This window comes from Bacillus sp. cl96 (assembly GCF_900100505.1).
In the GTDB taxonomy this organism is placed as follows: domain Bacteria; phylum Bacillota; class Bacilli; order Bacillales; family Bacillaceae_G; genus Bacillus_A; species Bacillus_A cereus.
This window is the reverse complement of record NZ_FNDM01000023.1, coordinates 1-23,597: the sequence shown is the minus strand read 5'-3', so window position 1 is coordinate 23,597 and position 23,597 is coordinate 1. Positions and strand designations below refer to the sequence as shown.

Below are 23,597 nucleotides of genomic sequence, written 5' to 3'. Positions count from 1 at the left end.
TTGACATCTATTTTAAATAAGAGTAACATTTTCAATGTAATGAAAATAAGTCTCTGTTAGGTGAGGCTCCTGTATAGAGAAATGCTACTGCCCAAAAATGTCGAGAGACGCCAATGGGTCAACAGGAATGATCGAATTAAGGTTTTTCTTAACGTAGCTGGTAATGTACCTATGCTATACAGTGCTAAAACTCGGTGAGGGAGAGGTCCGTAGATTTCTAATTATATTAGAAATCGTTTATTTGTGTATGTAATGGCCGCTACTCTCTTAAGGGTAGGGGCCTTTTTTGTTACCAAGCTATGAGTAATTTCATAGTATAAACTATAAAATTAAACGAGGAGGTGAGGAGCATGTCAAATTCTGACTCGGTTCCGTTACCCATATACTTCAAATCAAAAATATATGATGTAGGCAGGAAACGATTTGTTCCTCCCTCTATATTTATCATAATGTAGCGTTTATAAAACGCGAGACACTTTCACAGTAAAGTGGATAAATTGAGAAACAAAGCGTTTCTTCCTATGTTGTAAAGGAGGAGACGATAATATGTTATATGCAAACAAAACTGTGGGTAACACGTCATATAAACTAAGTAAAAAATCAATAAAAGAACAAACAATGCTCCAAAAAAATAAAGATTTATTAATTGAAATTGCAACAAGAGATGTAAAATCTGTATTTGCATATTTTAAAACAACAAGAGACGGACTATCAATGAAAGAGGCGCAAAAACGTATTCAAGTATATGGCCGAAATGAACTAACTTCAAAAAGAGCACTTCTCGCAGAAGTAATGATGAAGCTTGGTGGCATGATTCCAGGTTTTTCAAAACAACGTGTGTGTGATGAATTACAACGTGAAACGATTACTGTATCTAGAGTAGAATGTTCTAGTAGTACAGGGTTAAATAGTGAACTGAAAATGATGGAGATACCAGTGCAAGAACTTGTACCTGGAGATATGATTTTTCTTTCGGCTGGAGATGCTGTGCCAGCTGATGTACGTATTATTTATGCAGATGATTTATTAGTGAATGAGTCTGTGTTAACGGGAAACGAAGCGAATATAGAGAAGTTTGAGAGCTGCTATCACCTTGAACGTAAACGATTTATTCCATTAAAACGGATGAAAGATTATAATCCACTTGAGCTTGAAAATGTATGTTTTAAAGGTTCGCATATCGTTAGTGGAAATGCAAAAGCTATCGTTGTTTCTACTGGAAAAAATACGTATTCAGGCATATTGCATACTTGTTGTAGTAGAACGTCTTAATGTGTTAATGGTGCTAAATATACAAAAACAATGTATAATAGACAAAGTTGAGCAAAAACGTAGAATGGTAATCTATTTATATAACCTTACGTGATAACGTGAGGTTATTATTTTTTTAATAGGAGAGGAATTATGAAAAAAGTATTATTAGTTGATGGTATGGCACTATTATTTCGTGCTTTTTACGCAACAAGTGTCTACGGACAATTTATGAAACGACAAGATGGAACCCCTACGAACGGGATTCATGGTTATATGAAACACTTGTTAACAGCTACGCAAGCGATCGAACCAACACATATCGTTACATGCTGGGATATGGGAAGTACGACATTTAGAACAGAATCGTTCTCGAATTATAAAGCAAATCGTGCAGCGCCACCAGAAGAATTAATTCCTCAATTTGATTTAGTGCAAGAAATGACTGCGAAATTATCCATTCCAGTTATCGGTATGAAAGGCTACGAAGCGGACGATTGTATCGGTACGCTTGCAAAACAATATTGCAATGAAGCTGAAGTTTATATTTTAACTGGTGATACAGATTTACTTCAACTTGTTGATAAGAACGTTACAGTTATGCTTCTGCGTAAAGGAATTGGAAATTACGAATATTACACACCGGAGAAAATCATGGAAGAAAAAGGTGTAGAGCCGTGGCAAATCGTCCATGCAAAAGCTTTCATGGGAGATACAAGTGATAATTATCCAGGGGTAAAAGGTATCGGTGAAAAAACAGCGTATAAGCTTATTCAAGAGCACGGAACAGTATCCGCTGTACTAGAAAATGTAGAGTCATTAACAAAAGCGCAGCGTACGAAGATTGAAAGTGATTTAGAGAACTTAAATATTTCGTTACAATTAGCCCAAATTCACTGTGAAGTTCCAATTTCATGTTCACTAGAAGAAGGATTACACACAATGGATGAAGAAAAACTTAGATTTGTTTGTGAAGAAATGAATTGGGGAAGACCTGAAATATTAATAAATATGCTATAAATAGTTTGGGAAGAGGGATGTTGCATAAGTCGAACTTTGACTTGGTGACACCTTCTTTTTGTTTTTGTAAACAGTATTATAATAAATAAAATTATGTCGAACTCAATTTTAAATATATAAATATTTCGACAAGATATAATGATAAAAGTTGATGAAAATAATAACTTTTATCATGAAGTGAATTAATTTCAACATAGTTTTAGATAATCATTTTTTCGTGTTCACAAAGTTGTCAGAAAATAAACGGAATTTTCATATGAAGTTCAAATAGAATTCACAACAATCAATTATTATAAGAACACACAGATAATTCTTTATCTTTTATATAAACCATCCCCCAAGGAGGACAATGAAAATGAGAAAAAAAGTGAGAAAATCTTTTAAACAATTATTAATTGAAAATAAACAATCACTATTAAATAATAAAGAAAATATGAAAGAAATTGAAGAGAGAATTGAGAAACGACATGTAGCATATAGTGGTGCCAGTAATTAAATAAAATAAAAAAGATAGCCTATGTAGGCTATCTTTTTTATTTTATATTGAAAAAACGCTATTCAGTTCTTTAATTTTGTAAATATGCAAGATATTTTTATAGCGTTTTTCTATCAATATTACTCATTTTTCGAGGTTGAAATTGGTATATACCAATTTTTGAGATTTTCTATTCAAAATATTACAAAAAATGTTACAATACACTCAAATTTATACTATAAAATCATTTTAATATGAAAAATTGGAATGAAAAGAAAGGAGAGGAATATGAATAAAGATGTCGCTTTGAAATGATTATTATCATTTCATTAGGAGTTGATGTAAAAAGATGAAAAGATACGAAGAATTGGACTCTATAAGAGGGATTTCTTCATTAGTAGTAATGATTGGTCATCATTTAATGATTTTTTCAGCATTTCAAAATTACAGTTATGAAGATAATAAACCATTTGTTGTGTATCTATTAAAAGAAACGCCTGCTCGTCTAATTTTTAGTAGTGGTAACGAATCAGTTATTATCTTTTTTGTTTTGAGCGGATTTGTTTTGTATGAATCTATTCAAAAAAACTATAGTAGCTATGGGTCATACCTTTTAAAACGTATATGCAGAATATATATTCCTTATATTGTGGCAATAATTATAGCTATTGTATGCCAGATTACAATTAGTGAATATGGTATTTCTTATTTAAGTGAATGGTTTAATCGCTCATGGACGATTGAAAGTTCTTCAAGCTTAATCGCACAACATATTTTATTGGTTGGGAAATATAATACAGATGCATATAACGGTGTGATTTGGTCACTTGTCCATGAAATGCGAATATCAATAATTTTTCCGTTAATTTTGATGATTTGCTTACGAAAAACGTTAAGGTGTTCATTACTATTATTGTTTAGTTTTAGTATATGTTCTGTCGTAATATTATTTTTGTTTCGCTCGGGCTTAACATTAACAAGCTATGCATTAACATTGCATTACACAGTACTGTTTTTACTAGGAGCACTAGTTGCGAAGTATAAAAATAATTTAATAGTTTTTTATAGTAATTGTACTAAAAACACAAAAATTGCATGGTTTTTATTTGCGATTTTACTTTTTATGTATGAAGGGCTTATAGGAGAAATTAAAGTGCTCAATAATTTTATATTTCGAGACTACGTAGTGGCGATAAGTGCAAGTCTATTTGTCATATTAAGTTTGTCAATATCAACTTTGTCGTCCTTGCTACATAATAAATATTTGTTATATTTGGGGAAGATTTCTTACAGTCTTTATTTATACCATATTATATCGTTGTTTTCCCTTATATACATGCTCCATGAAATATTACCGTTGCCTATTATTTTAATTTTTTCACTTGTTTTTTCGTTTATACTTGCAATGCTTTCGTATGTATATGTAGAAAAATTTGCATTCGGAGTCGGAAAGTATGTAACAAAACAAGTGGATAGAAGAGAGAAAGGGTTATCTGTAAAGAGTGAATTGCAGGATGTTATTCAGAAAAGGGCGGTGAAATAATTGAAGCAAGAAATGAGTATAAAAGATTTTCAACAATTACTGAAAAGAAGATTCGTAACGATTATTTTAACGATGTGTTGTTTAACCGCTTCTTTAGTTCTTATCTCTATGTATGTTTTAAAGCCGTCATATCAATATTCAACGCAAATTCTTGTTGGGAATTTAGATGAGTTTAATAAGGAAAATTCAACAAATAAAACACAAGAAAATAAGCAACTAGTAACATCGTATGTTGATATTTTAAAAAGCCCATTAATTATTTCAACAGTCAAAAAAACTTTGAAATTAGAGCAATCAAGTTATGAATTAGCACAAAAAATCTCGGTTGTGAATACGGACAACTCACAAATTGTAACTGTTACAGTAAAAGATTCCAATCCGAAAATCGTGAAAGACATTGTAAAGACATTGGCAGAGCAATCACAACAAAGTTTTCAACAGTACACAAATGTACAAGGTGTGAAAGTGTTGACGGATCCTGAGTTACAGGAACAGGCTGAAAAATTGTTTCCGAAATTTCAACTGATCATTCCTATTTCTTTAATTGTTAGTTTTTTTGTTGGGATAGGTTTAGCTGTATTTCGAGATTATTTTGATGAACGTATATACACGGAACAAGATTTAGAGAAAATAACAACAGTCTCTGTTATTGGTCACATAAATGTGAAACCGAATAGAAAAAAGAAACCTACAGAGGTTGATAAACAATCATCTATATATCGAGGTGAACATGTCGATGTTTAGGACAAAGAAACAGCTGCCATCCGATTTGCATGATGATCTGATGAAAGAGCAGTTTTATACGGTGTATCACGAGCTGAAAAAATCTGGGAAACAACTGTTCACAGTTAGTTCAACGAAGGACAGAGGGGTTGTTGCCTCGCTTATAGTAAATATGGGTCTAGTGTTTGCGGAAATGAAGAAAAAGGTGTTACTTATTGATGTGAATTTTTCTGACCCTCAATTACATGTATTATTGCAAAGTGATCACATGATAACCGTAAACGATATAATAAGCTCTTCCCCCTGCAATTATGAATCTTTTTCTAGTAATTTGTCTAAATACTTATATTGTATTCCTGCAAAAAAAACAGTACACACAGGGACGCCCTTAGTTGCTATGGATGAATTTGATAATGCGATTGCTAAGTGGAAAGAAGATTTTGATTACATTTTCGTTTATTCTTCTGAAGTATTTGAACTTCCTGCTACGCACATTATTGCAGGGAAATGCGATGGAGTGGTTTTAGCAGTTAAAAAGCAAAAAGATTCATTACGTACAGTGCAAAAAGTAATAGCGGATATAAATAGGAAAGAATGTGAATTAATAGGTATAATTTTATATTCTTGAATGTGGGGGTAACGATCCATGATTCGTGAAACAAATCAAGCCAAGTTGTATACGATTCCGGCTCAAGAAAAGCCTAGCATATTGAATCGAAGTGTAAAACGCTTGTTTGATATTATATTTTCAATCATATTGTTACTATTAACAATACCAATTATGTTGTTCTTTTGTATTATGATTACCTTAGAAACATCAGGGGCTCCAATATACTTTCAAGAACGTTTAGGTATAAACGGGAAGAAGTTTAATGTATTTAAATTAAGGTCGATGGTAAAGGATGCTGAAATGAACGGACCACAATGGGCAAAAGAACATGATCAAAGAATTACAAAAGTTGGGTTGTTTATAAGAAAAACGAGAATTGATGAATTACCACAGCTCTTAAACATTTTAAGAGGAGATATGTCTTTTGTAGGCCCTAGACCAGAGAGAGAGTTTTTTTATAATGAGTTTGATGCGTATATTCCAGAATTTAAGGAACGTTTAATAGTAAAACCAGGACTAACAGGATGGGCACAAATAAATGGAGGGTATAATCTTGATCCAAAGGAAAAGTTGAGGCTGGACATGGAGTATATTGAAATGAAAACATTTCGGATGGACATCCGTATTTTATGTAAAACCGTTTTAATTGTATTGAACGGTAATGGTGCAAGATAAATATATATGTAAACAAACAACATATGTAAGTAGGTTACTTGCAAAGGAGAACTTGTATGGGTAGATCTATTCTAAGCAATATTATCCATCTATTTTATAGTACGATTTTAGCTAACCTTCTTCAGGCCGTCAGTTTAATTGTTTTAGCAAACTTTTTTAACGCACAACATTATGGGATGTTTAGTGTTGCCATAGCAGTGACGTTTGTTATGTTATTTTTTACAGACTTAGGACTTAGTAATACGTTTCTTCGAGAAGGGGCAAAGGATGGAGCAGATTTAGAGAAGATTTTATCATCGTATATAAAAATAAGGATGATTCTACTTATTTTTATTTCTATCATCGGTTATATTGCTATTCATTATATGTATGCGGATAAAAATTTAATTTATATGATGATAAACGTAATGTTTTTCATGTTAATAGGATTAACTTGGCAAAACATAGGGATTGCCTATTTTCAACTGACGGAACGTATGAAGTATATAGCGCTCATAAAAGTTGTATCAGCATCAGTTGTCATTATAATTACATGTTTTTGTATTTTCGGAGAGTTACCGGTGTATGTAACAGCTCGCTTATATGCTTTTGGGTATATGATCGGTGGTTTATTCAGTATATATATCATGAGAAAAAAGACGAAAATGAATATGAAAGTCGTAATTCATAAAGCGTTATTTTGGCAATTAACTCCCTTTATTATTAGCGGTTTTTTAATAATGAGTACGCCACAATTAGCACCTATCTTGCTTAACTATACATTGCCATTAAGTATGGTAGGTGTTTTTGCAGTGGCGTACCGGATGCCGGCAGCTTTATATCAAGTACCAGGGGTAATTGCAGGTGCATTTTTTCCAGTGCTCTTTAAGCATTATAACCAGAATAATATAGAAGAGCATACGAAATTAAATTTACTTCAAATTAAATCAATGGCGATTGTAGGAATATGTATGACGATCGGTTTATATCATTTAGCACCATACTTTATTTCTATATTTTTTCATGAAGAATGGAGCAATGCAGTAGAGCCACTCCAAATATTATCATTTCTTATTGTGCTACAAAGTTTAAATATTGCCATTGCTGACGGTTTAACGACGAGTGGATGTCAAAATAAGAGAACTGTTGTGCAGTGTGTAGCATTGGTGATAGGTGGGGTTATGCTGTATAGCTTTAGTAGTCTTGGTGGAGTGATAGGAGCGGCATACGCTATGGTTTTATTTGAAATAGTCGCTTTAGTGGGATATATAGCAGTGAGTGTAGTGAAGAAAAAAATTGTATTCCAAATTGTAATACCGTATACAATTTATTTTGGTGTAACCTTTATTGGAGTGCAATATATATTGCATACATATCATTTAATTGCGCTTGTTCTTAATATACTAATTGTACTAGCTGCCATATTCCTATATGATTATGAGCTAAAAAAACTTCTTCTTTCTTTTATAAGAAAAATACGCAAAAAGGATTATATTACGAAACAGGGGATATAGCCTATGGAAAATAATATGAAAGTATCGATGGGATGGATTATTCTTCTAATATTATTTGTTATGTTAAGTAAATACAATTTATATATTGGATTTTCATTGAAGATATATATGATTTTTTTAGTCATATATTTTTGTTTAACAATTAAAGACTTTCATATTCAAAAATTATATTTTCATGAAGTTATATTTTTACTGTTTTATTTCATTTATTGTTTAAGTGGAATTCTTTCTATGTATTTAAATGCTAGTATTCGTATGATTTTTGGCGTGCTACTCGTTTTAGGATGCTATTTTATAATGAGGAATTTATTGGGGAATACTGAAATAGTGGTACTTGAATCATCTATTGCTTATGTAGGAGTAGTATTTAATGTTGTAAGTCTAATACTCTATATAATCGGTTTACAATACTTTAGTTTATACGGTGGAGAAGAGAGAGAAATTTTTGCTGGTTTATTAGTGGATAGAGGATATCCACGGTTAATTGGATTGCTAGATGATCCTAACATCTTTATTTTCTATAATACAATATTTTTTATGTACTATATGACGAATTTACAAAATATCACTAACATTCTAGGGTTAATTTTATGTGTTACGACGAGTTTATTAACTTTTTCAAGGGGGGGTATACTAGCGCTTGTGCTTGTCGTTTTTGTATATATATGTATGTCTAGTTTCGCTAAAAAAATAAAAATAATTATAAGTTTAGTATTGTTTAGTGTAGTTATTTTTAGTTTATCGAATAGTGTAATGGGGGGGCAATTAGATGACATATTAAATAAACGAATTTCTGATTTTTCCCATGATAATGGAAGTGGTAGATTTACATTATGGGAAGCTGCTTTTAAATATTATTTATCCAATCCATATATCGGAATCGGTGCTTTTAACTTTTCGAATTATTATGAGTATCAATTTAATGAAAAATTATATGTACACAATACATTTTTAGAAATCTTGTCTGAATCGGGTACAATTGGTTTTCTTCTATATAGCGCGTTTTTATTCATATTAATGTTCAAGCTAGCGCAGCATACTTTGTTTCGTGAAAAACCATATCTTCTATTGACTATGATTGCATTTATATTTCAGATGATGTCATTGTCACTCATTATTAACGAAGCCTTCTTTTTATTTTTAGCAGTTGTTGTGAAGTATATTTCAATATATGAAGGAAGGGGAAAGATAGATGGTAAAATGTCTATCAGCACATAACGAGCCGCCTTATGTTTCTGTAATAACACCTTCTTATAATAGTATACGATTTATAGGTGAGACAATTTTATCTGTACAGAATCAATCGTATGAAAACTGGGAAATGCTTATCGTTGATGACGGTTCAACCGACCAATCTGCCACAAAAATTAAAGATATAATAGAAGGAGACTCACGTATTAGGTTATTATCATTAAAACAAAATGTTGGTGCTGCTAAAGCTCGGAATTTAGCGATCCAAGAGGCGAGAGGAAGGTACATTGCCTTTTTAGATAGCGATGATATATGGTTGCCGCATAAATTGAAGACACAATTGTTATTTATGGAAGAAATGAATATTGCTTTTTCATATGCGTCGTATAGTTTAATTGATGAAAACGGTAATGAATTAAATCGTGAAGTGAGTGCACCAAAATCTGTTGACTATCATTATTTAGTAGGAAATACAATTATCGGTTGTTTAACAGTGATGATTGATCGTGAAAAAATTCCATATGTCGAAATGCCTAGTATACAGCCGGAAGATACAGCGTTATGGCTGAACTTATTACATGAAGGGTATGAAGCAAAAGGGATACAGCAAGTGTTAGCAAAATATAGAATTGTTACAAATTCTGTTTCTAGAAATAAAATTAGAGCAGCTTTCCGGTATTGGAAATTGTTAAGGGAACAAGAACGACTGAATTCGGTGCAAATTTTTTACTATTTTAGTAAGTATGCTTATCATGCTTATAAAAAAAATAAAATCAATGTAGTTGGGAAGACGCAATTATGAATATACTGTTGATGACAGATAAATTGATAACTGGCGGAGCCGAGAGCTATTTTTGTAAATTGGAAAGTAATTTGCGTTATGATGATTTTAAGATTTATACAGCTGCAGGTGATGGAGAACTATATGAATCTCTTACTAGAAAAGAAAATTTTATATTACTTAGTCGATGGAATCATTTGAGAAATATTTATTATTTACGAAACGAAATTTGTAAACGAAAGATAGAGCTTATTCATGCAAATAGTTTGCGAATGGTATTATATGCTTTTCTAATTCAAAAGTTTATTAAAAAAAAGATGAAAATTGTTTATACGAAACATAATGTAACGATATTAGAAAAGAAAATGCCAACGCTTTTTCGTTATTTCATGAATAAATATGTGAACAATATTATTACAGTAAGTGAGTTTGAGAAGAATAATTTAATTTCAATTCATGTAGCAGAAGAAAAAATAAATACAATTTATAACGGTGTCGATATTGAAAAGTTTTTATTCCAGCAGAAAAAGAAAGAATCTACATATAAAATAGGGATATTAGCTAGATTATCCAAAGAGAAAAACCATCAACTATTTGTCAAAATTGCAAATGTGTTGAAAAAGAGAAATGATTTTATGTTTTATATTGCTGGTGATGGACCAGAGAAAGAATCGATTATGAAAGAAATAGAAAAATATGGATTACAGCAAAGGGTGAAGATGCTAGGGAATATTTCAGAGCCGCATGAGTTTATAGGGAATATGGATGCTTTACTTTTATTATCTTTTCGTGAAGTGTTTCCAATGGTAGTAATTGAAGCGATGGCTACAGGGACACCAATTGTTTCAATAGATGTTGGTGGAATACATGAAGCGGTAATAGATGGAGAATCAGGTGTTTTAATATCTGAATATTGCGAATCTGAATTCGCAAGTGCACTTGAAGAACTACAAGGGGATGAACAAAGGGTAAATGATATTAGATTGAAAGCACGAGAGAAAGCAGTGAGGTATTTCTCGTTAGCTAAAATGATAGAAGAAACGAAAAATATATATGAGTTAAACAAATGACCGGGTAGGTCGTTTGTTTTTTTAATTATAGAAACTTTTAAGAGAGAACTCACATATTATATGAAAAAAGGTAATATGAGGAGTGAATTTATTTTGTCAGAATATATTTCTTCCCAAGAAGATTGTGCGCCAGAAAGTAGCGTTCACATTGATTGTTTTGGCGCAGTTCCAAACTCGGGAAATGATAGCTCATTAGCAATTCAGCAAGCTATTGATTATTGTGTAGCGAATCGAATTTCGACGGTTAGAATTACAGGGGTAAATACGTACAAAATTGTAAAGCCGATTGTTATTAAATCAAACGTAAGATTAGAGTTAGATCCTACCGTAACGCTGCAAATTGATGGGGATTTTAATGCATTTGAGCTACAAAGTAACGCTTCGATAGTTGGTGGTACTATTCAAGTTATAAATTCGTTGTTTCAATCGGCTGTCATTTATGTTTCTGGTTCACAACAAATCGAAGTACCTAATCAATCTGTTATATCAAATATAAATATAATAAATACAACTCCATCGTATAAAGGAAAAGCTATACATTTTTATTGTCAAAAGGCATGGGATTATATTAGTTTCTTTCAAGTTAAATTTATTCAAATTAAAAACTTTCAAACTGCAATATATTTGAAAACAGAGTATATAGATGATATTAATACACCTTGCTGGATTAATGCCAATGTATTTCAATCAATATTTATTGATGGATGTGTGTATGGGATTGAAGTAGATGGAAATAGTGATTTGCCAAATGAAAGTTCAGGAAATACGTTTCATGATATTCAAGTGCAATGTAGACAACAAACGAAAAAAGCAATTCGTTGCTCAGGTGCGTATAATACATTTGATTGTATGATTTGGGATACGTACCGGATGAGTAGTGAACAAATTGTCATTGAATTTTCTTCTAATTCGCATCGTAACTACCTTTTTTCAAATTTACTTTCTACAACTATTGTAGATAAAGGACAATACAATGTTTGTAAGTCTACCTATGAAGAATCTCTTCGAATTCAGTTACCGATTACGTTAAATAAACCACATTTAATAGGGAATCAAGATGATATTTTAGTAAATGCTCAGCAGAAGTATACGATTAAGCAAGTAAGTGGGAAAGTGCCTTACGGGGGGAATCTCGCAAATTGCTTTAATTTAATAGATGAACAAAGTGTAAACTATATTGACGTTCCAGATAGTAATCCAGTTGTAATTGAACTGGATTTTACGAAAAAACCAATACAAATGTTAAATTGCTTTGGAATGTATTTTGGGTGGGGAGAGAGCCCAAAGAAAATTAAAATTGAATATGCATTAAGCGCAACTGGAAGTTGGGTTATCGCGTTGGATGTTCCATTAAATGTTGGCGATACAATTATATCGAATATGAAGGCGAGTCAGTTATATAAAGTTAGAATTACATTAAGTGGTTATTCTCAAGATCATAAGCGTTTTCGAATTAATCGTATTTTTGCAAGGTCTTCTATGGAAAATGGGAACGCTTGGTTAGCGACAACTGGCGGAAGAATGTTTGGAGATATTGAAATAGAGGCAAGTAAAGGTATAATCATGAAGACTGCTAGTGGAGTGAAATGGAAAGTTACTATTAATGAAGCTGGCCAACTTATTACGACTAAGATAACTTGAGATGTTGTTTGATTGTATATCCTTGGACGAGTTACAACGTAGTGGGATATAGGTAATGAAAAAGAGATTGTAATTTGGTTTCAACCAAACTACAATCTCTTTTTTGTTTCAATTACTTCCACCAAATCCAAGTCCAAAGGTAATTTCGTACATTTCGAGGAGTAATGCGAATGAAGCGTTCACCGTCAAAGAAGCAATTTAAATTTGGAAGTGTTTCATCTGGATTTTCTGGAACAAAAGTGACGATGTTTTCGTTACTTGTAACGGTTACTGTAATTGGTGGGTCGGTAGGCGAGACTTGAAGTTGTAACGAAATATTGGCCGTATTTTTAAATTCATTATTAACAGGTGGACTTATTACTTGTACTGTGAATAATACGATAATTGTTTCGTTTGGTTCCAAATTAGTGGCAACTAGGAAACCGATATTCGGATTCGCTAGTGGAGAGCGTTCACCGTTAATAAAGACAGTGCCGTTTATAAATTGTAAACCTGCTGGAATGGTATCTTGTAAAGAAATATTTGAGAGTGAAATTTTGGAAGTATTTGTAATACGTACCGTGTAATCAAAATATTGATTTAAATAAGCTGAGCTGACGGAAGCATTTTTCGTGACTGTTACAGTTATAAATTGAATTGGTATACGAACGATATTTGAATTAACAATGAAAGTGATAATTGGATCCTGTGGTGTCAATTGAAAGGCAGCGGTAACTGTTGCAGAATTTATAATTGTACTGTTTGAAGGAATAGAAGTTACGAGAACTTGAAATGTTATAGTTGCTACTGAATCTGCAGGTAAAGAGCCGATATTAATACCAGTGTCTGGACGAACATTTGTAACGGGAGTACCGTTAATTGTTACGCTGTTTTCTATAAATGTTGTACCAGCTGGAATGCTGTCTATAACAGAAGTACTGATTGTCGGAATTGGGGAGTGATTAAATACCGCTAATGTGAATGTAATGATATCTCCTATAACGACAATAGATTTGTCAGCTGTTTTTTCAATGTCAACCATCGGATCAACGACTGTCGTTGTAACGGTATTTGTTTGTTTTGTAACTGTATTTATTTGCTTTGTAATCGTAATAGGTGGTTGGATTAGACCGACAATAGGCGTATAGGAAATAGTAGCATCGTTATTGATTGTAGATTGAAGAGTAGAAGAAGAAATTGTCACTTGGAATGTAATAATAACAGATTCATTTGGAGCAAGATTTCCTAACGTAATACCATTTTCCGGATTCGCATTAGGTTGATTGATTCCGTTAATCGTAACACTACCAATAACAAATGTCGTATCTGCTGGTGCTGTGTCTACTAAAAGAAGGTCTTCGATAATGATATTACCATTATTAGTAATCGTGATGGTATACGTTAAAGTTTGACCGGGTAAGGCACTTGTGAAATCAACAGCTTTTATCGCAATGACATTATCATTTTGGACAGTAGTTGTGACCGTGTTTGTTGTAGTCGTATTTGTAACAGGTACGTTATTTGGGTTGACTATATAATTAAAAGTAGTAATTGCGTTGTTGTTTAGTTCATTTGGTGTTGGAATAGAAGTCACAGTTACTTGGAATGAAACGATAGCGCCTCCACCTACAATTATAGTACCAATTGGTATGCCGCTTACTGGATTCACTCCTGGAAGAGTTTCTCCGTTTACAATGACGCTATTTTCTATAAACGTAGTACCTTGAGGAATAATATCTTGAATGATTACATCATTTACTGCAACATTACCGGTTTGATTTAGTGTAATCGTATACGTTAACGTATCACCAACCGTTGCAAATGCAAGGTCAACAGCTTTATTACTATTCAAATTTGCGTGATTAATTTCTGTTGCGGCAGCTGATGAAATAATAGTTTCGGTAATAGGTGGTCGATCTGGTACCGTGTATTCATATTCAATTGTACTCGTGTTAGAGATTGGATTTGTTTGTGGAATCGAAGTAACCCGTACTTGGAATAGAATGGTTGCTGTCGTATTAGGTGGAATGGTATCAATTTGTATACCGTTAAGAGGGTTGTCATTTGGCCGAGCGTTGCCGTTCACAATAACACTATTCTCTATAAAGCTCGTATTTGCCGGGATAATATCTGTAACAATAATGTTTTCGACTTGTATATTTCCGTTATTTATGATGGAAATTGTATAAGGGATGATAGTTTGTAAGTCAGCATATTGGATAGGTGTTGTTTTTGTCGCAATTACATTAGCGGAAATAACTTCAGTGAAGGTAATATTGCTAGTCGATATTTGTTCTTCCACGTTAATTGTATAACGAGAAGTTGATTGATTTTGAACATGACCGCTAGCAGGAAGAGCTACGACGGTAACAGAAAATGTGACTGGGATAGAAATGTTAGGAGCAATCGTTCCTACAAGTATACCTACACTTGGATTGGCGTTAAGCTGCGGAATGTTATTTACTAAAACGCTACCGTCAATAAAGGTTGTTCCATCAGGTATATTGTCTGTAAATACAACAGCAGTGGCATCCGTATTCCCTGTATTCGTTAAAGTTGTTGTATAAGTTAAAATGTCACCAATCGTTACAGAGGTTAAATCAACAGTTTTAAGTGAAACGATGTCAGCATCATTAATTTGAACAAAAGTAGTATTGGAAGTAGTAGATTTTTGAATTGGTGCAAAGTCAGGATTGAAAATAAAGTCGTAGACGATGTTTGCAGTATTAGGTGTTGGATTTACAGTAGGTAAATTCGTAACGGAAACTTGGAATGTTATTGTAGTCATTTGACCTGCTGCGACATTAGGAATGGAAAAGCCGATATTCGGATCTGCTGCAGGAAGTACAGTATTATTAACTATTACACTTCCTGGAATAAATACTGTTCCATCTGCTATAGTATCTGTAAAAAAGATGGAATTAGTTGTAGCCGATCCATTATTTTGAATGAATACTGTATATTCAATGGTTTCATCAATAGTAGCTAATACAGTATTAGCAGATTTTGTAGCAATAAGAATAGCATCAATAAATTGTATGTTTGTAGCATTGGAAGAGGTCGTTTCTGAAATTGGTGGTGTGCTTGGTTCTGGTCGATACTCATAGTGAATGACGGCAATATTATTAATGTTATTTTGTGGCGGTATAGAAACTACGCTTACTTGGAACGTAACAATAATCGTATTATTTGGAAGAATTATATCAAGATTGATACCGGTAATTGGATTTTCGTTAGGTCTTGGTACGCCATCTACAAGAATGCTATTTGGAACGAATGTGGTGCCAGAAGCAATTGCGTCAAGTAGGAGAGTATTTGTAATAGGTATGGTACCGGCGTTTGTAACTGCGACTGTATATGTGATGATTTGACCGATACGTGTAATGGATCTGTTAGCGGATTTAATTGCACTAACATTTGCCGTTCGCACTTCAGTATTTACTGCATTTGATAACGATCTACGCTGAATAATTGGAGAACTAGGTTCAATTTGGTATTCGTACGAAGTGTCTGAAATATTAATGACTGTATTGCCCTCTGGTATATTTGTAAGTTGTACTTGGAATGAAATAGTGACTGTTTCATTTGGTTGTATCGTGCCGAGAGTTACTCCGTTTTCAGGATTCACGCCAGGCTGAATTACATTATTTATTGCTAAGCTATCTTCAATGAATATAGTACCCTCTGGAGTGTTATCAATGAACACGATATTGTTAGCCGGAACGGTTCCTATATTTTGTAGTGTATTTGTGTAGGTAATCATTTGCCCGATTGATACGAAATTTACATCCGCACTTTTAACAGAAATAATATTTGCATTTTGAAGTGATGTTGTAACAATGTTAGAATTTGCAGAGCGATTTACTGGTGGGGCTGTAGGAATACTTACATATTGGTAAGTTGCTGAAGATTGATTTACAATTTCAGTTTCATTCGGTGGATTATTTGTTTGCACTTGAAATAGTATCGTTTTGGAACTGTTTGCTGGAATTGTTCCAATCGGTATTCCGTTTTCAGGATTTACACCTGGCTGAAGGACACCATTAATTGTGACACTATCGGGAACGAATGTAGTCCCAGCAGGGATAGAATCTGTGAAATTAATATTTATTGCGTCAACATTACCGATATTTTTCACTTCAGAAATATAAAGTATAGTTCCACCGATATCTACAGTTGTTGGATTGGATGTTTTTGTAATTGCCAATTGTGCTTGCACGAAATTTGTAATAACGATATTACTAGTAGATATTTCAGTAATAGGCGGTTGCCCTGGGTCTGGTTGGATTGTATATGTTGTATTGGATTGATTTGTAATCGATTCTTGGGAGAATGAATCGTTAATAAGAATTTGGAACGAAATAAGGTGAGTAGCGTTTGCTGCTAAGGTAGGTAAAGTAACACCTACATTTGGATTGGCATCAAGTATAGTTGTTCCGTTAAGTGTAAAACTATTTTCTACGAATGTAGTATCTTGGGGGATCGTATCTGAAAATATGAGATTCGTAGCTGGAATATTTCCGGTATTTTCTAGTGTTATTGTGTAAGTCAAAATATCACCTGTTGTTGCTTGCGGTGCATTGACTGCTTTTAAAGAAAGGATAGTCGCATCCGAAATTTGTGTGAAAGCAGGATTAGACGTAATTGTTCGAGAGACGATAGGAGCAGTTGGATCGGTGATAAAAGTATAGTCAATACGGGCTGTATTAGAAATTGGGTTTACGCTTGGAATAGATTGAACGATAACCTGGAATGTTACAGTGACGATTTCTGACGGTGTGATGGAGTTTAATGGTATTCCTACGTTAGGATCAGCATCTGGAACGGAAACGCTATTAATAGTTACGCTATTCGGAATAAAGGCAGTTCCTTCGGGGACCAAATCTGTTAAAGTAACTGTATTTGCAGTAGTATTTCCGTTATTTTGAACGACTACTGTGTAAGTGATTGTACCGTCAGTAGATTGTACGAGAGAATCTGTACTTTTAATTACGGATAATGATGCATCAACAACAGCTGTATTAACCGTATTAGACGAGGATGTTGCTGTAACAGGAGGTTGACTTGGATCGACAATATACGTGTAACTTGTAAGTGCTTGATTTATAATTGCTCCTTGTGGTGGAATAGAACTTGCAAGAAATTGGAACGTAATAGTAGCGGAATCACCTGGTGCGATAATACCAACGGGAATACCGAGAGTTGGACTTGCATCTGGAAGTGAAATCCCGTTGAGCGTGACACTATTTGGAACAAATAATGCTCCTTCAGGAACTCCGTTAATGAGTAATACAGAGTTTGCAGGGAAGTTTCCAGTATTCGTTAATGTTGCTGTATACGTAATTACATCCCCGATAGACACAATTGAACGATTTGCTTGTAAAACAGTTGTAACAGTCGCGTTATTAATTTGTGTTGAAGCGCTATTAGAATTTATCGTGCCTGTAACAGGAGGAGAGGCCGGATCAACGATGAATGTGTATTGAATAGATGCTACGTTTGTAATCGGATTTGAAGGTGGAGTTGATGTAACTATGACTTGGAAAGTAACGGTTAAGGAACTATCCGCGCTAATTGTTCCGATATTCACTCCGTTATTTGGATTTGCACCTGGAATGGTACTTCCATTTACAGTAAAACTATTTTCAACAAAGGTTGTTCCTGCTGGAATTGGGTCTGAGAAATTTACATTCGTAGCGTTTGTATTGCCGCTATTTTGAATTAAAACTGTATAAGTGATTGTGTCTCCGATGTTTGCAAAGGCTGTATTAGCGGTTTTTACAGCTGAAAGTATTGCTGTATTAATAGAAGTAACGAAGACATTCGTTTCCACATTGCCAGGTTGAGCCTGTAATGCATTGCCTACGTTATATTGGAAGTTAACAAATCCTAAGTTTTGGAGTTCAGGTGTGAACGTTGTTGGATTGCTTACGATTTGTACTTGGAATATGATTGTTACAGTTTGATTTGGATTGATTGTATTTATGCCAACACCGTTAATGATCGAAGCGGATGGTAATGGAGTGCCATCAACAATAACTGATCCTGCAACAAATTGTGTCCACGATGGTAAAGGGTCTGAGAATATAGCGTTGTTAGCAGGAATATTGCCTGTGTTCGTAATAGTCGTTGTATACGTAATCGTATCACCAATCGTTGCAAATGTTTTATCTCCTATTTTAATCGTGTTTAAAATAGCACTTTCAATTTTTGTTGTAACGTTGTTAGAAGTAATATTTTTTGAAATTGGTGGATTAGCTGGATTAACGATATGTTGAAAGCTAACGCTAGCTTGATTCGTAATTGGGTTTATAGGCGGAATTTCATTGGCGATAATGTTAAATGCTACGATGACAGATTCGTTTGGCGCGATATCACCGATTGGAACGCCTGTAATGATATCTGCATTTTGGATGCTAGTTCCGTTCAGTGTAAAGCTATTCGGTTCAAAGGAAGTTCCGTCTGGAATAAGGTCGGTAAAAATAACATTTGTTGCACTTACATTTCCGCTATTTGTAATTGTAACGGTGTAGGTAATATCTTGCCCGATATCTACCGTAGATACATTTGAATTTTTTTGTGCAGTAAGGATAGCGCTATTAATTTGTGTGGTCGTTGTATTAGATTGATTGGAAGTTGTAATAAGTGGCTGGCTAGGATCAACGACATAATGATATGTGGTAGAAGCAGAGTTAGAAATAGGATTAAGTGTTGGAAGTGTAATAAGAGTTGCTTGGAATGTAACGATTGCCGTATTACCACCATTAATGGAACCGATATTTACACCAGTTGATAAATCGGCGTTTGGAATGGTTTGCCCATTAGCTGTGAAACTGTTTGGAACGAAACTTAAGTTGCTATCAAGAATATCGATAATGGTTACATCAGTTGCGGTTACATTTCCGGTATTAGGAAGGTTAAGTGTAAATGTTATTGTATTACCAACATCGGCAAAAGTAAGATTTGCTGTTTTTGTGCTAATAATAGTTGCGTTGTTTATTTGAAGGAGTGTCGTGTTGGAATTAGCTGTACTTGAAACGGGAGGATTAACAGGATCAACAGTAAATTCATACGTCGTTGCTGCTGTATTTGGTGCTGGGTTACTAGGTGGGATATTGTTTACTGTAACTTGAAATACGATACTATATATTTCATTTGGTGGAAGTGTTGCAAGTAATACGCCTGTATTTGGATTCGCGTTAGGTTGTAAAACGCCATCGATAGTTAATGTGTTAGGAACAAATGTGAGTCCACTTGGTAATGCATCTGTGAATACTATATTAGTTGCATCGGTATTTCCTATATTGGTAATAGAAGTAGTATAAAAAGCAGTTTGCCCGATATCTGCAAAGGATACACTTTCATTTTTCGTCATGGATAATATTGCTTCTTTAATTTGGGTTGAAACGGGATTACTAATTGAAGTTTCTGCATCAGGCGGTGAGACTAATTGATACGATGTTGATGAGAAATTTACAATTGGGTTTTGGGTTGGTAATGATGTTACAGTAACTTGGAACGAAACTGTTACTGTAGTCCCGGCTGTTATTGTCCCAATATTCACACCGTTCGATGGATCCGCCCCACTTTGAGGAACTCCATTAATAGAAAATGTGTTTGCAATAAATGTTGTTCCGCTTGGCACTGTATCTGTGAATATAACATTTTGTGCAGATGAATTTCCGTTGTTTGTTAAGGTAACAGTATAAGTGAGTGTGTCCCCGATATGACTAAATGATTTATCAACTTGTTTAGATGAAAGAATGGTAGCTGTATTAATTGTAGTGAATACTGAGTTTGAAGTAACATTTCTTGAAACAATCGGTGCATTTGGATCAGCGATAAATGTGTAAGAAGCAGTAGCGGAATTGGCTATAGGATTTTGGTTTGGTGTCGAAGTAGCGGTCACTTGAAATGCTATAGATATTGAGTTGTTTGGAGCAATTGCTCCGATTGTTATACCTGTATTAGGATTGAGTTCGATTTGTGTGCTGCCATTTATTGTGACGCTATTCGTAATGAACGTTGTGCCGTCTGGTATAAGGTCAGTGAACGTAATATTCGTTGCGTTTGTATTGCCATTATTCGTTAAAATTGTTGTATAGGTAATGGTATCACCTAGTGTTACAATTGTTTGATCTACCGATTTTATCATTGTTATCATAGCATCTAGTACCGGGTTTGTAACGATATTCGTTGAAGTAGAAGTTGTAATAGGAGTTCCGTTTGGATCGACAGTATAAGAATATAAAATTGTGTCATTACCCATAATCGAACTTGAAGGGGGAACAGAAAGAACATTTGCTTGGAAAGTAACGGTTACTGTTTCACCAGGAGCGATATTTGGTATAGTTACTCCAAGTGCTGGTTGCGCACCAGATTGCTGAACGCCGTTTATTTTGACTGAGTTTGGTATAAAGGTAGTGTTAGCTGGAATTGCGCTTGTGAACGTTATATTCGTTGCGGTTGTATTTCCTGTATTTGTAATAGTTGTTGTATACGTAATCGTATCTCCAACAGAAATGATAGATTTATCAACGCTTTTTTGGGTCGTTAATATTGCACTATTAATTGTTGTCGAAACAGCATTAGATACGTTCGTTTGTGTTACGGCAGGTTGGCTAGGATCAACTACATGTGCAAATTGTACAGAACTAAAATTAGAAATTGGATTTATACTTGGAATGTTTGTAACAAGTACGTTGAGAGTAATCACAGCCGTTCCATTTGGGTTTATATTTTCAATCTGAATCCCGTTCGCTGGATTTCCGATTTGCTGTGTACCAGAATCGTTTGTAAGAGTGCCAGATATGAATGTCGTTCCGTCAGGTAAAGTATCTGTGAAAATTATATTTTGTGAAGTGACATTTCCAGGGTTACTTAATGTAATTGTATAAGAAATTGTATCGCCAATTGTTGCGAAAGTTTTATCTACAGATTTAACAAGTGTAATTTCTCCGGAATTTATTTGTGTCGAAACCGGATTGGATGTCGTATTTCTTGAAACGAGTGGTAAATTAGGTCCTGTCATAAATTTATAATCAATGGAAGCGCCGTTTATAACTGGTGAGTTTGGTCCGCCTGGTCCAATTGTGAAAATTGGATTTGGAATGCTAACTACTTGCACACGGAAGGTAACGTTTGTAAAATCTCCTGCAATAATATCTCCAATTGGTATCCCGTTCGTTGGATTTACTCCAGGTAATAAAACTCCGCCTACTCGAACGCTATCTTCTATAAATACTGTGTTATTTGGAATTGGATCTGTAAAAATGATATTCGTAGCAGTTGTGTTTCCTATATTTTCTAATAAAACTGTATACGTTAAAAATGAATTTCCAGGTGCTATGTCAGAAAATAGTCGATCCACACTTTTCGTTGCTTGAATAATCGCTTCGTTAATTTGAACTAACGTTGGATTACTTGTAGCTGTTTCTGTCACCGGCGGCTGGGTAGGGTCAACAATGATCGAGTATGTTGTGCTAGATTGGTTCAATGTTGGATTTGTAGCTGGTATTGAGCCAACGATAGCTTGAAAGCTAATTGTTGTTGTTCCTCCAACTGGAATTGAGTCTAAAGAAATCCCGCTATCTGGTCTAAATCCAAGTTGTGGGATGGTATTAATTTGTACGCTATCAGGAACGAATGAAAGTTCAGGTGGTAATATATCGATAAAAACAGGTGTGTTTGCGGTAGTATTTCCGCTATTGGTGAGGGTAGTTGTATACGTAATTGTATCTCCAACAGCAGCAAAAGCACTGCTTGCAGTTTTTGTTGCGATAACAGAAGCAGTATTTACTTGTGTGAAGGTTTTATTAGATTGAACTGTTCGTGAAACTGGCGGTTCATTTATATCTACAATAAAGCTATATTGAAGCGATGATTTGTTTGGGATTGGATTCGGGTTTGGAAGTGTTGTAATGTTTACTTGAAAACTGAGTGTAGCCGATGCATTTGAATTTAAGTTACCAATATTGATCCCGTTTTGTGGATTTGTATTCGGGATGGTTGTTCCATTTATCTTAAAGCTATTTGGGATAAAGGTTGTACCGTTTGGAATTGTATCTGTAAAAATAATGTTGTTTGCGGTAGTGTTTCCGTTGTTTGTAATGGTTGAAGTGAATGTAATTGTATCGCCAATTGTAGCGAATGTTGTATTGGCGGTTTTATTTATTGCTAGAGTAGCGTCAATAATTGGTGTAACTGTTGTATTTGTTATTGTGCTACCAACAGCAGGGGATTGGTTTGGATTTACGGTATATTCATAATTTACAAGAGCATTATTTGTTAATGTGCCACTAGGTGGTATCGCTAAAATTTGTGCTTGAAAAGTAATGAATACAGTATCTCCTGGCGAAATATCTGCCAAGTGAACACCAAGTGATGGATCTAATCCTGGTTGTGGAACATTATTGATCGTTACGGAGTTTTGGATAAATGAAGCTCCTGCGCCAAGTCCATCTGTTAAAACAGTTGCACTAGCAGGGATATTTCCTGTGTTTGTTACTGCAATCGTATAGGTAACGATATCACCAATTGCAGCTGTCGGTGTATTCACAGACTTAGTAGCGACAATAGTAGCGTTATTAATTTGAGTTGTTATTACGTTACTTAACGTATTGGCGGATGCTGGAGGTAAGTTAGGATCTACGACATACTGGTACGTTGTATTATTTTGGTTCGGGATTGGATTTGGATTCGGGATAGAATTTACTTGTACTTGGAATGAGATGATTGTATTTGCATTCGGATTTATTGGGTCGATTGCAATTCCGCTTGCTGGATTGACATTAGGCAGTGTATTCCCATTTACAGTAACACTATTAGGAATAAACGATGTTCCGTTTGGAATTACATCTGTAAATATTACATTTGATGCAAGTGTGTTCCCGTTATTCGTTAAAGTAGTCGTGTACGTAATAATATCATTTACGTTAGCAAACTGTTTATCTGCAGATTTAGTAGCGGCAATTGAGGCGTTATTAATAGTTGTCTGTACAGTGTTAGAAGCAACCATCTGCATCACAGCAGGTTTGGATGGATCATACGTATATTGGAATGTTGTGCTTGATTGATTTGTAATTGGGTTTACAGCAGGGATAGTTGGTACAAAAACTTGAAATGCAACGGTGCGTGATGAATTCG

At 34.2% G+C, this 23,597-nt stretch carries 13 protein-coding genes and 1 riboswitch; of the genes, 12 read left to right on the top strand and 1 reads right to left on the bottom strand.

From position 1 onward, the window contains the following. Window positions 1-45 precede the first annotated feature (45 nt). Window positions 46-209: riboswitch (M-box (ykoK) riboswitch) on the top strand. A 337-nt stretch (window positions 210-546) separates the two neighbouring features. From BLT20_RS28095 to BLT20_RS28040, 12 genes are all read left to right on the top strand, one after another. Beyond that, window positions 547-1,272 (top strand): P-type ATPase actuator domain-containing protein, encoded by a 726-nt coding sequence (locus BLT20_RS28095; RefSeq protein ID WP_000964949.1) that lies wholly within the window; start codon window positions 547-549, stop codon window positions 1,270-1,272. A gap of 132 nt (window positions 1,273-1,404) precedes the next feature. After that, window positions 1,405-2,271 (top strand): 5'-3' exonuclease, encoded by an 867-nt coding sequence (locus tag BLT20_RS28090; protein WP_000757072.1) that lies wholly within the window; start codon window positions 1,405-1,407, stop codon window positions 2,269-2,271. Between the two features lie 355 nt (window positions 2,272-2,626). After that, entirely contained in the window at window positions 2,627-2,767 is a 141-nt protein-coding gene (locus BLT20_RS28085) for an FbpB family small basic protein (protein WP_001228048.1), read from the top strand. Window positions 2,768-3,095: 328 nt separating this feature from the next. Beyond that, window positions 3,096-4,289, top strand: a complete 1,194-nt coding sequence (locus tag BLT20_RS28080; protein ID WP_000833055.1) for an acyltransferase family protein — start codon at window positions 3,096-3,098, stop codon at window positions 4,287-4,289. After that, entirely contained in the window at window positions 4,290-5,033 is a 744-nt protein-coding gene (locus BLT20_RS28075; protein WP_000807056.1) for a YveK family protein, read from the top strand. After that, window positions 5,020-5,640, top strand: coding sequence for a CpsD/CapB family tyrosine-protein kinase (locus BLT20_RS28070; RefSeq protein ID WP_016124334.1), 621 nt, complete (start codon window positions 5,020-5,022; stop codon window positions 5,638-5,640). The genes BLT20_RS28075 and BLT20_RS28070 overlap by 14 nt, the downstream gene beginning before the upstream one ends. An 18-nt stretch (window positions 5,641-5,658) precedes the next feature. Further along, window positions 5,659-6,297, top strand: a complete 639-nt coding sequence (locus tag BLT20_RS28065) for a sugar transferase (RefSeq protein ID WP_000617648.1) — start codon at window positions 5,659-5,661, stop codon at window positions 6,295-6,297. 56 nt (window positions 6,298-6,353) lie between these two features. After that, window positions 6,354-7,790 (top strand): oligosaccharide flippase family protein, encoded by a 1,437-nt coding sequence (locus BLT20_RS28060; protein ID WP_000533740.1) that lies wholly within the window; start codon window positions 6,354-6,356, stop codon window positions 7,788-7,790. A 3-nt stretch (window positions 7,791-7,793) separates the two neighbouring features. Next, window positions 7,794-9,008, top strand: a complete 1,215-nt coding sequence (locus BLT20_RS28055) for an O-antigen ligase family protein (protein ID WP_000429874.1) — start codon at window positions 7,794-7,796, stop codon at window positions 9,006-9,008. Further along, a complete protein-coding gene (locus BLT20_RS28050; RefSeq protein WP_000237682.1) occupies window positions 8,983-9,783 on the top strand; it encodes a glycosyltransferase family 2 protein in 801 nt (266 codons plus the stop codon). The genes BLT20_RS28055 and BLT20_RS28050 overlap by 26 nt, the downstream gene beginning before the upstream one ends. Next, window positions 9,780-10,832, top strand: coding sequence for a glycosyltransferase family 4 protein (locus tag BLT20_RS28045; protein WP_001023704.1), 1,053 nt, complete (start codon window positions 9,780-9,782; stop codon window positions 10,830-10,832). The genes BLT20_RS28050 and BLT20_RS28045 overlap by 4 nt, the downstream gene beginning before the upstream one ends. A 93-nt stretch (window positions 10,833-10,925) precedes the next feature. Then, window positions 10,926-12,473 carry a glycoside hydrolase family protein gene (locus BLT20_RS28040; RefSeq protein ID WP_000006060.1) on the top strand — a complete coding sequence of 516 codons (1,548 nt, stop codon included), beginning with the start codon at window positions 10,926-10,928 and terminating at the stop codon, window positions 12,471-12,473. Between the two features lie 112 nt (window positions 12,474-12,585). Here the strand turns inward: BLT20_RS28040 and BLT20_RS28035 are convergent. Next, on the bottom strand, window positions 12,586-23,597 hold an 11,012-nt coding region (locus BLT20_RS28035; RefSeq protein WP_090869608.1), incomplete at its 5' end, for a beta strand repeat-containing protein.

Coding starts and splice junctions, on each gene's coding strand:
- BLT20_RS28065 (WP_000617648.1), top strand. CDS start 5,659: ATGATTCGTGAAACAAATCAAGCCAAGTTGTATACGATTCCGGCTCAA.
- BLT20_RS28080 (WP_000833055.1), top strand. CDS start 3,096: ATGAAAAGATACGAAGAATTGGACTCTATAAGAGGGATTTCTTCATTA.
- BLT20_RS28055 (WP_000429874.1), top strand. CDS start 7,794: ATGGAAAATAATATGAAAGTATCGATGGGATGGATTATTCTTCTAATA.
- BLT20_RS28085 (WP_001228048.1), top strand. CDS start 2,627: ATGAGAAAAAAAGTGAGAAAATCTTTTAAACAATTATTAATTGAAAAT.
- BLT20_RS28045 (WP_001023704.1), top strand. CDS start 9,780: ATGAATATACTGTTGATGACAGATAAATTGATAACTGGCGGAGCCGAG.
- BLT20_RS28095 (WP_000964949.1), top strand. CDS start 547: ATGTTATATGCAAACAAAACTGTGGGTAACACGTCATATAAACTAAGT.
- BLT20_RS28090 (WP_000757072.1), top strand. CDS start 1,405: ATGAAAAAAGTATTATTAGTTGATGGTATGGCACTATTATTTCGTGCT.
- BLT20_RS28070 (WP_016124334.1), top strand. CDS start 5,020: ATGTCGATGTTTAGGACAAAGAAACAGCTGCCATCCGATTTGCATGAT.
- BLT20_RS28050 (WP_000237682.1), top strand. CDS start 8,983: ATGGTAAAATGTCTATCAGCACATAACGAGCCGCCTTATGTTTCTGTA.
- BLT20_RS28060 (WP_000533740.1), top strand. CDS start 6,354: ATGGGTAGATCTATTCTAAGCAATATTATCCATCTATTTTATAGTACG.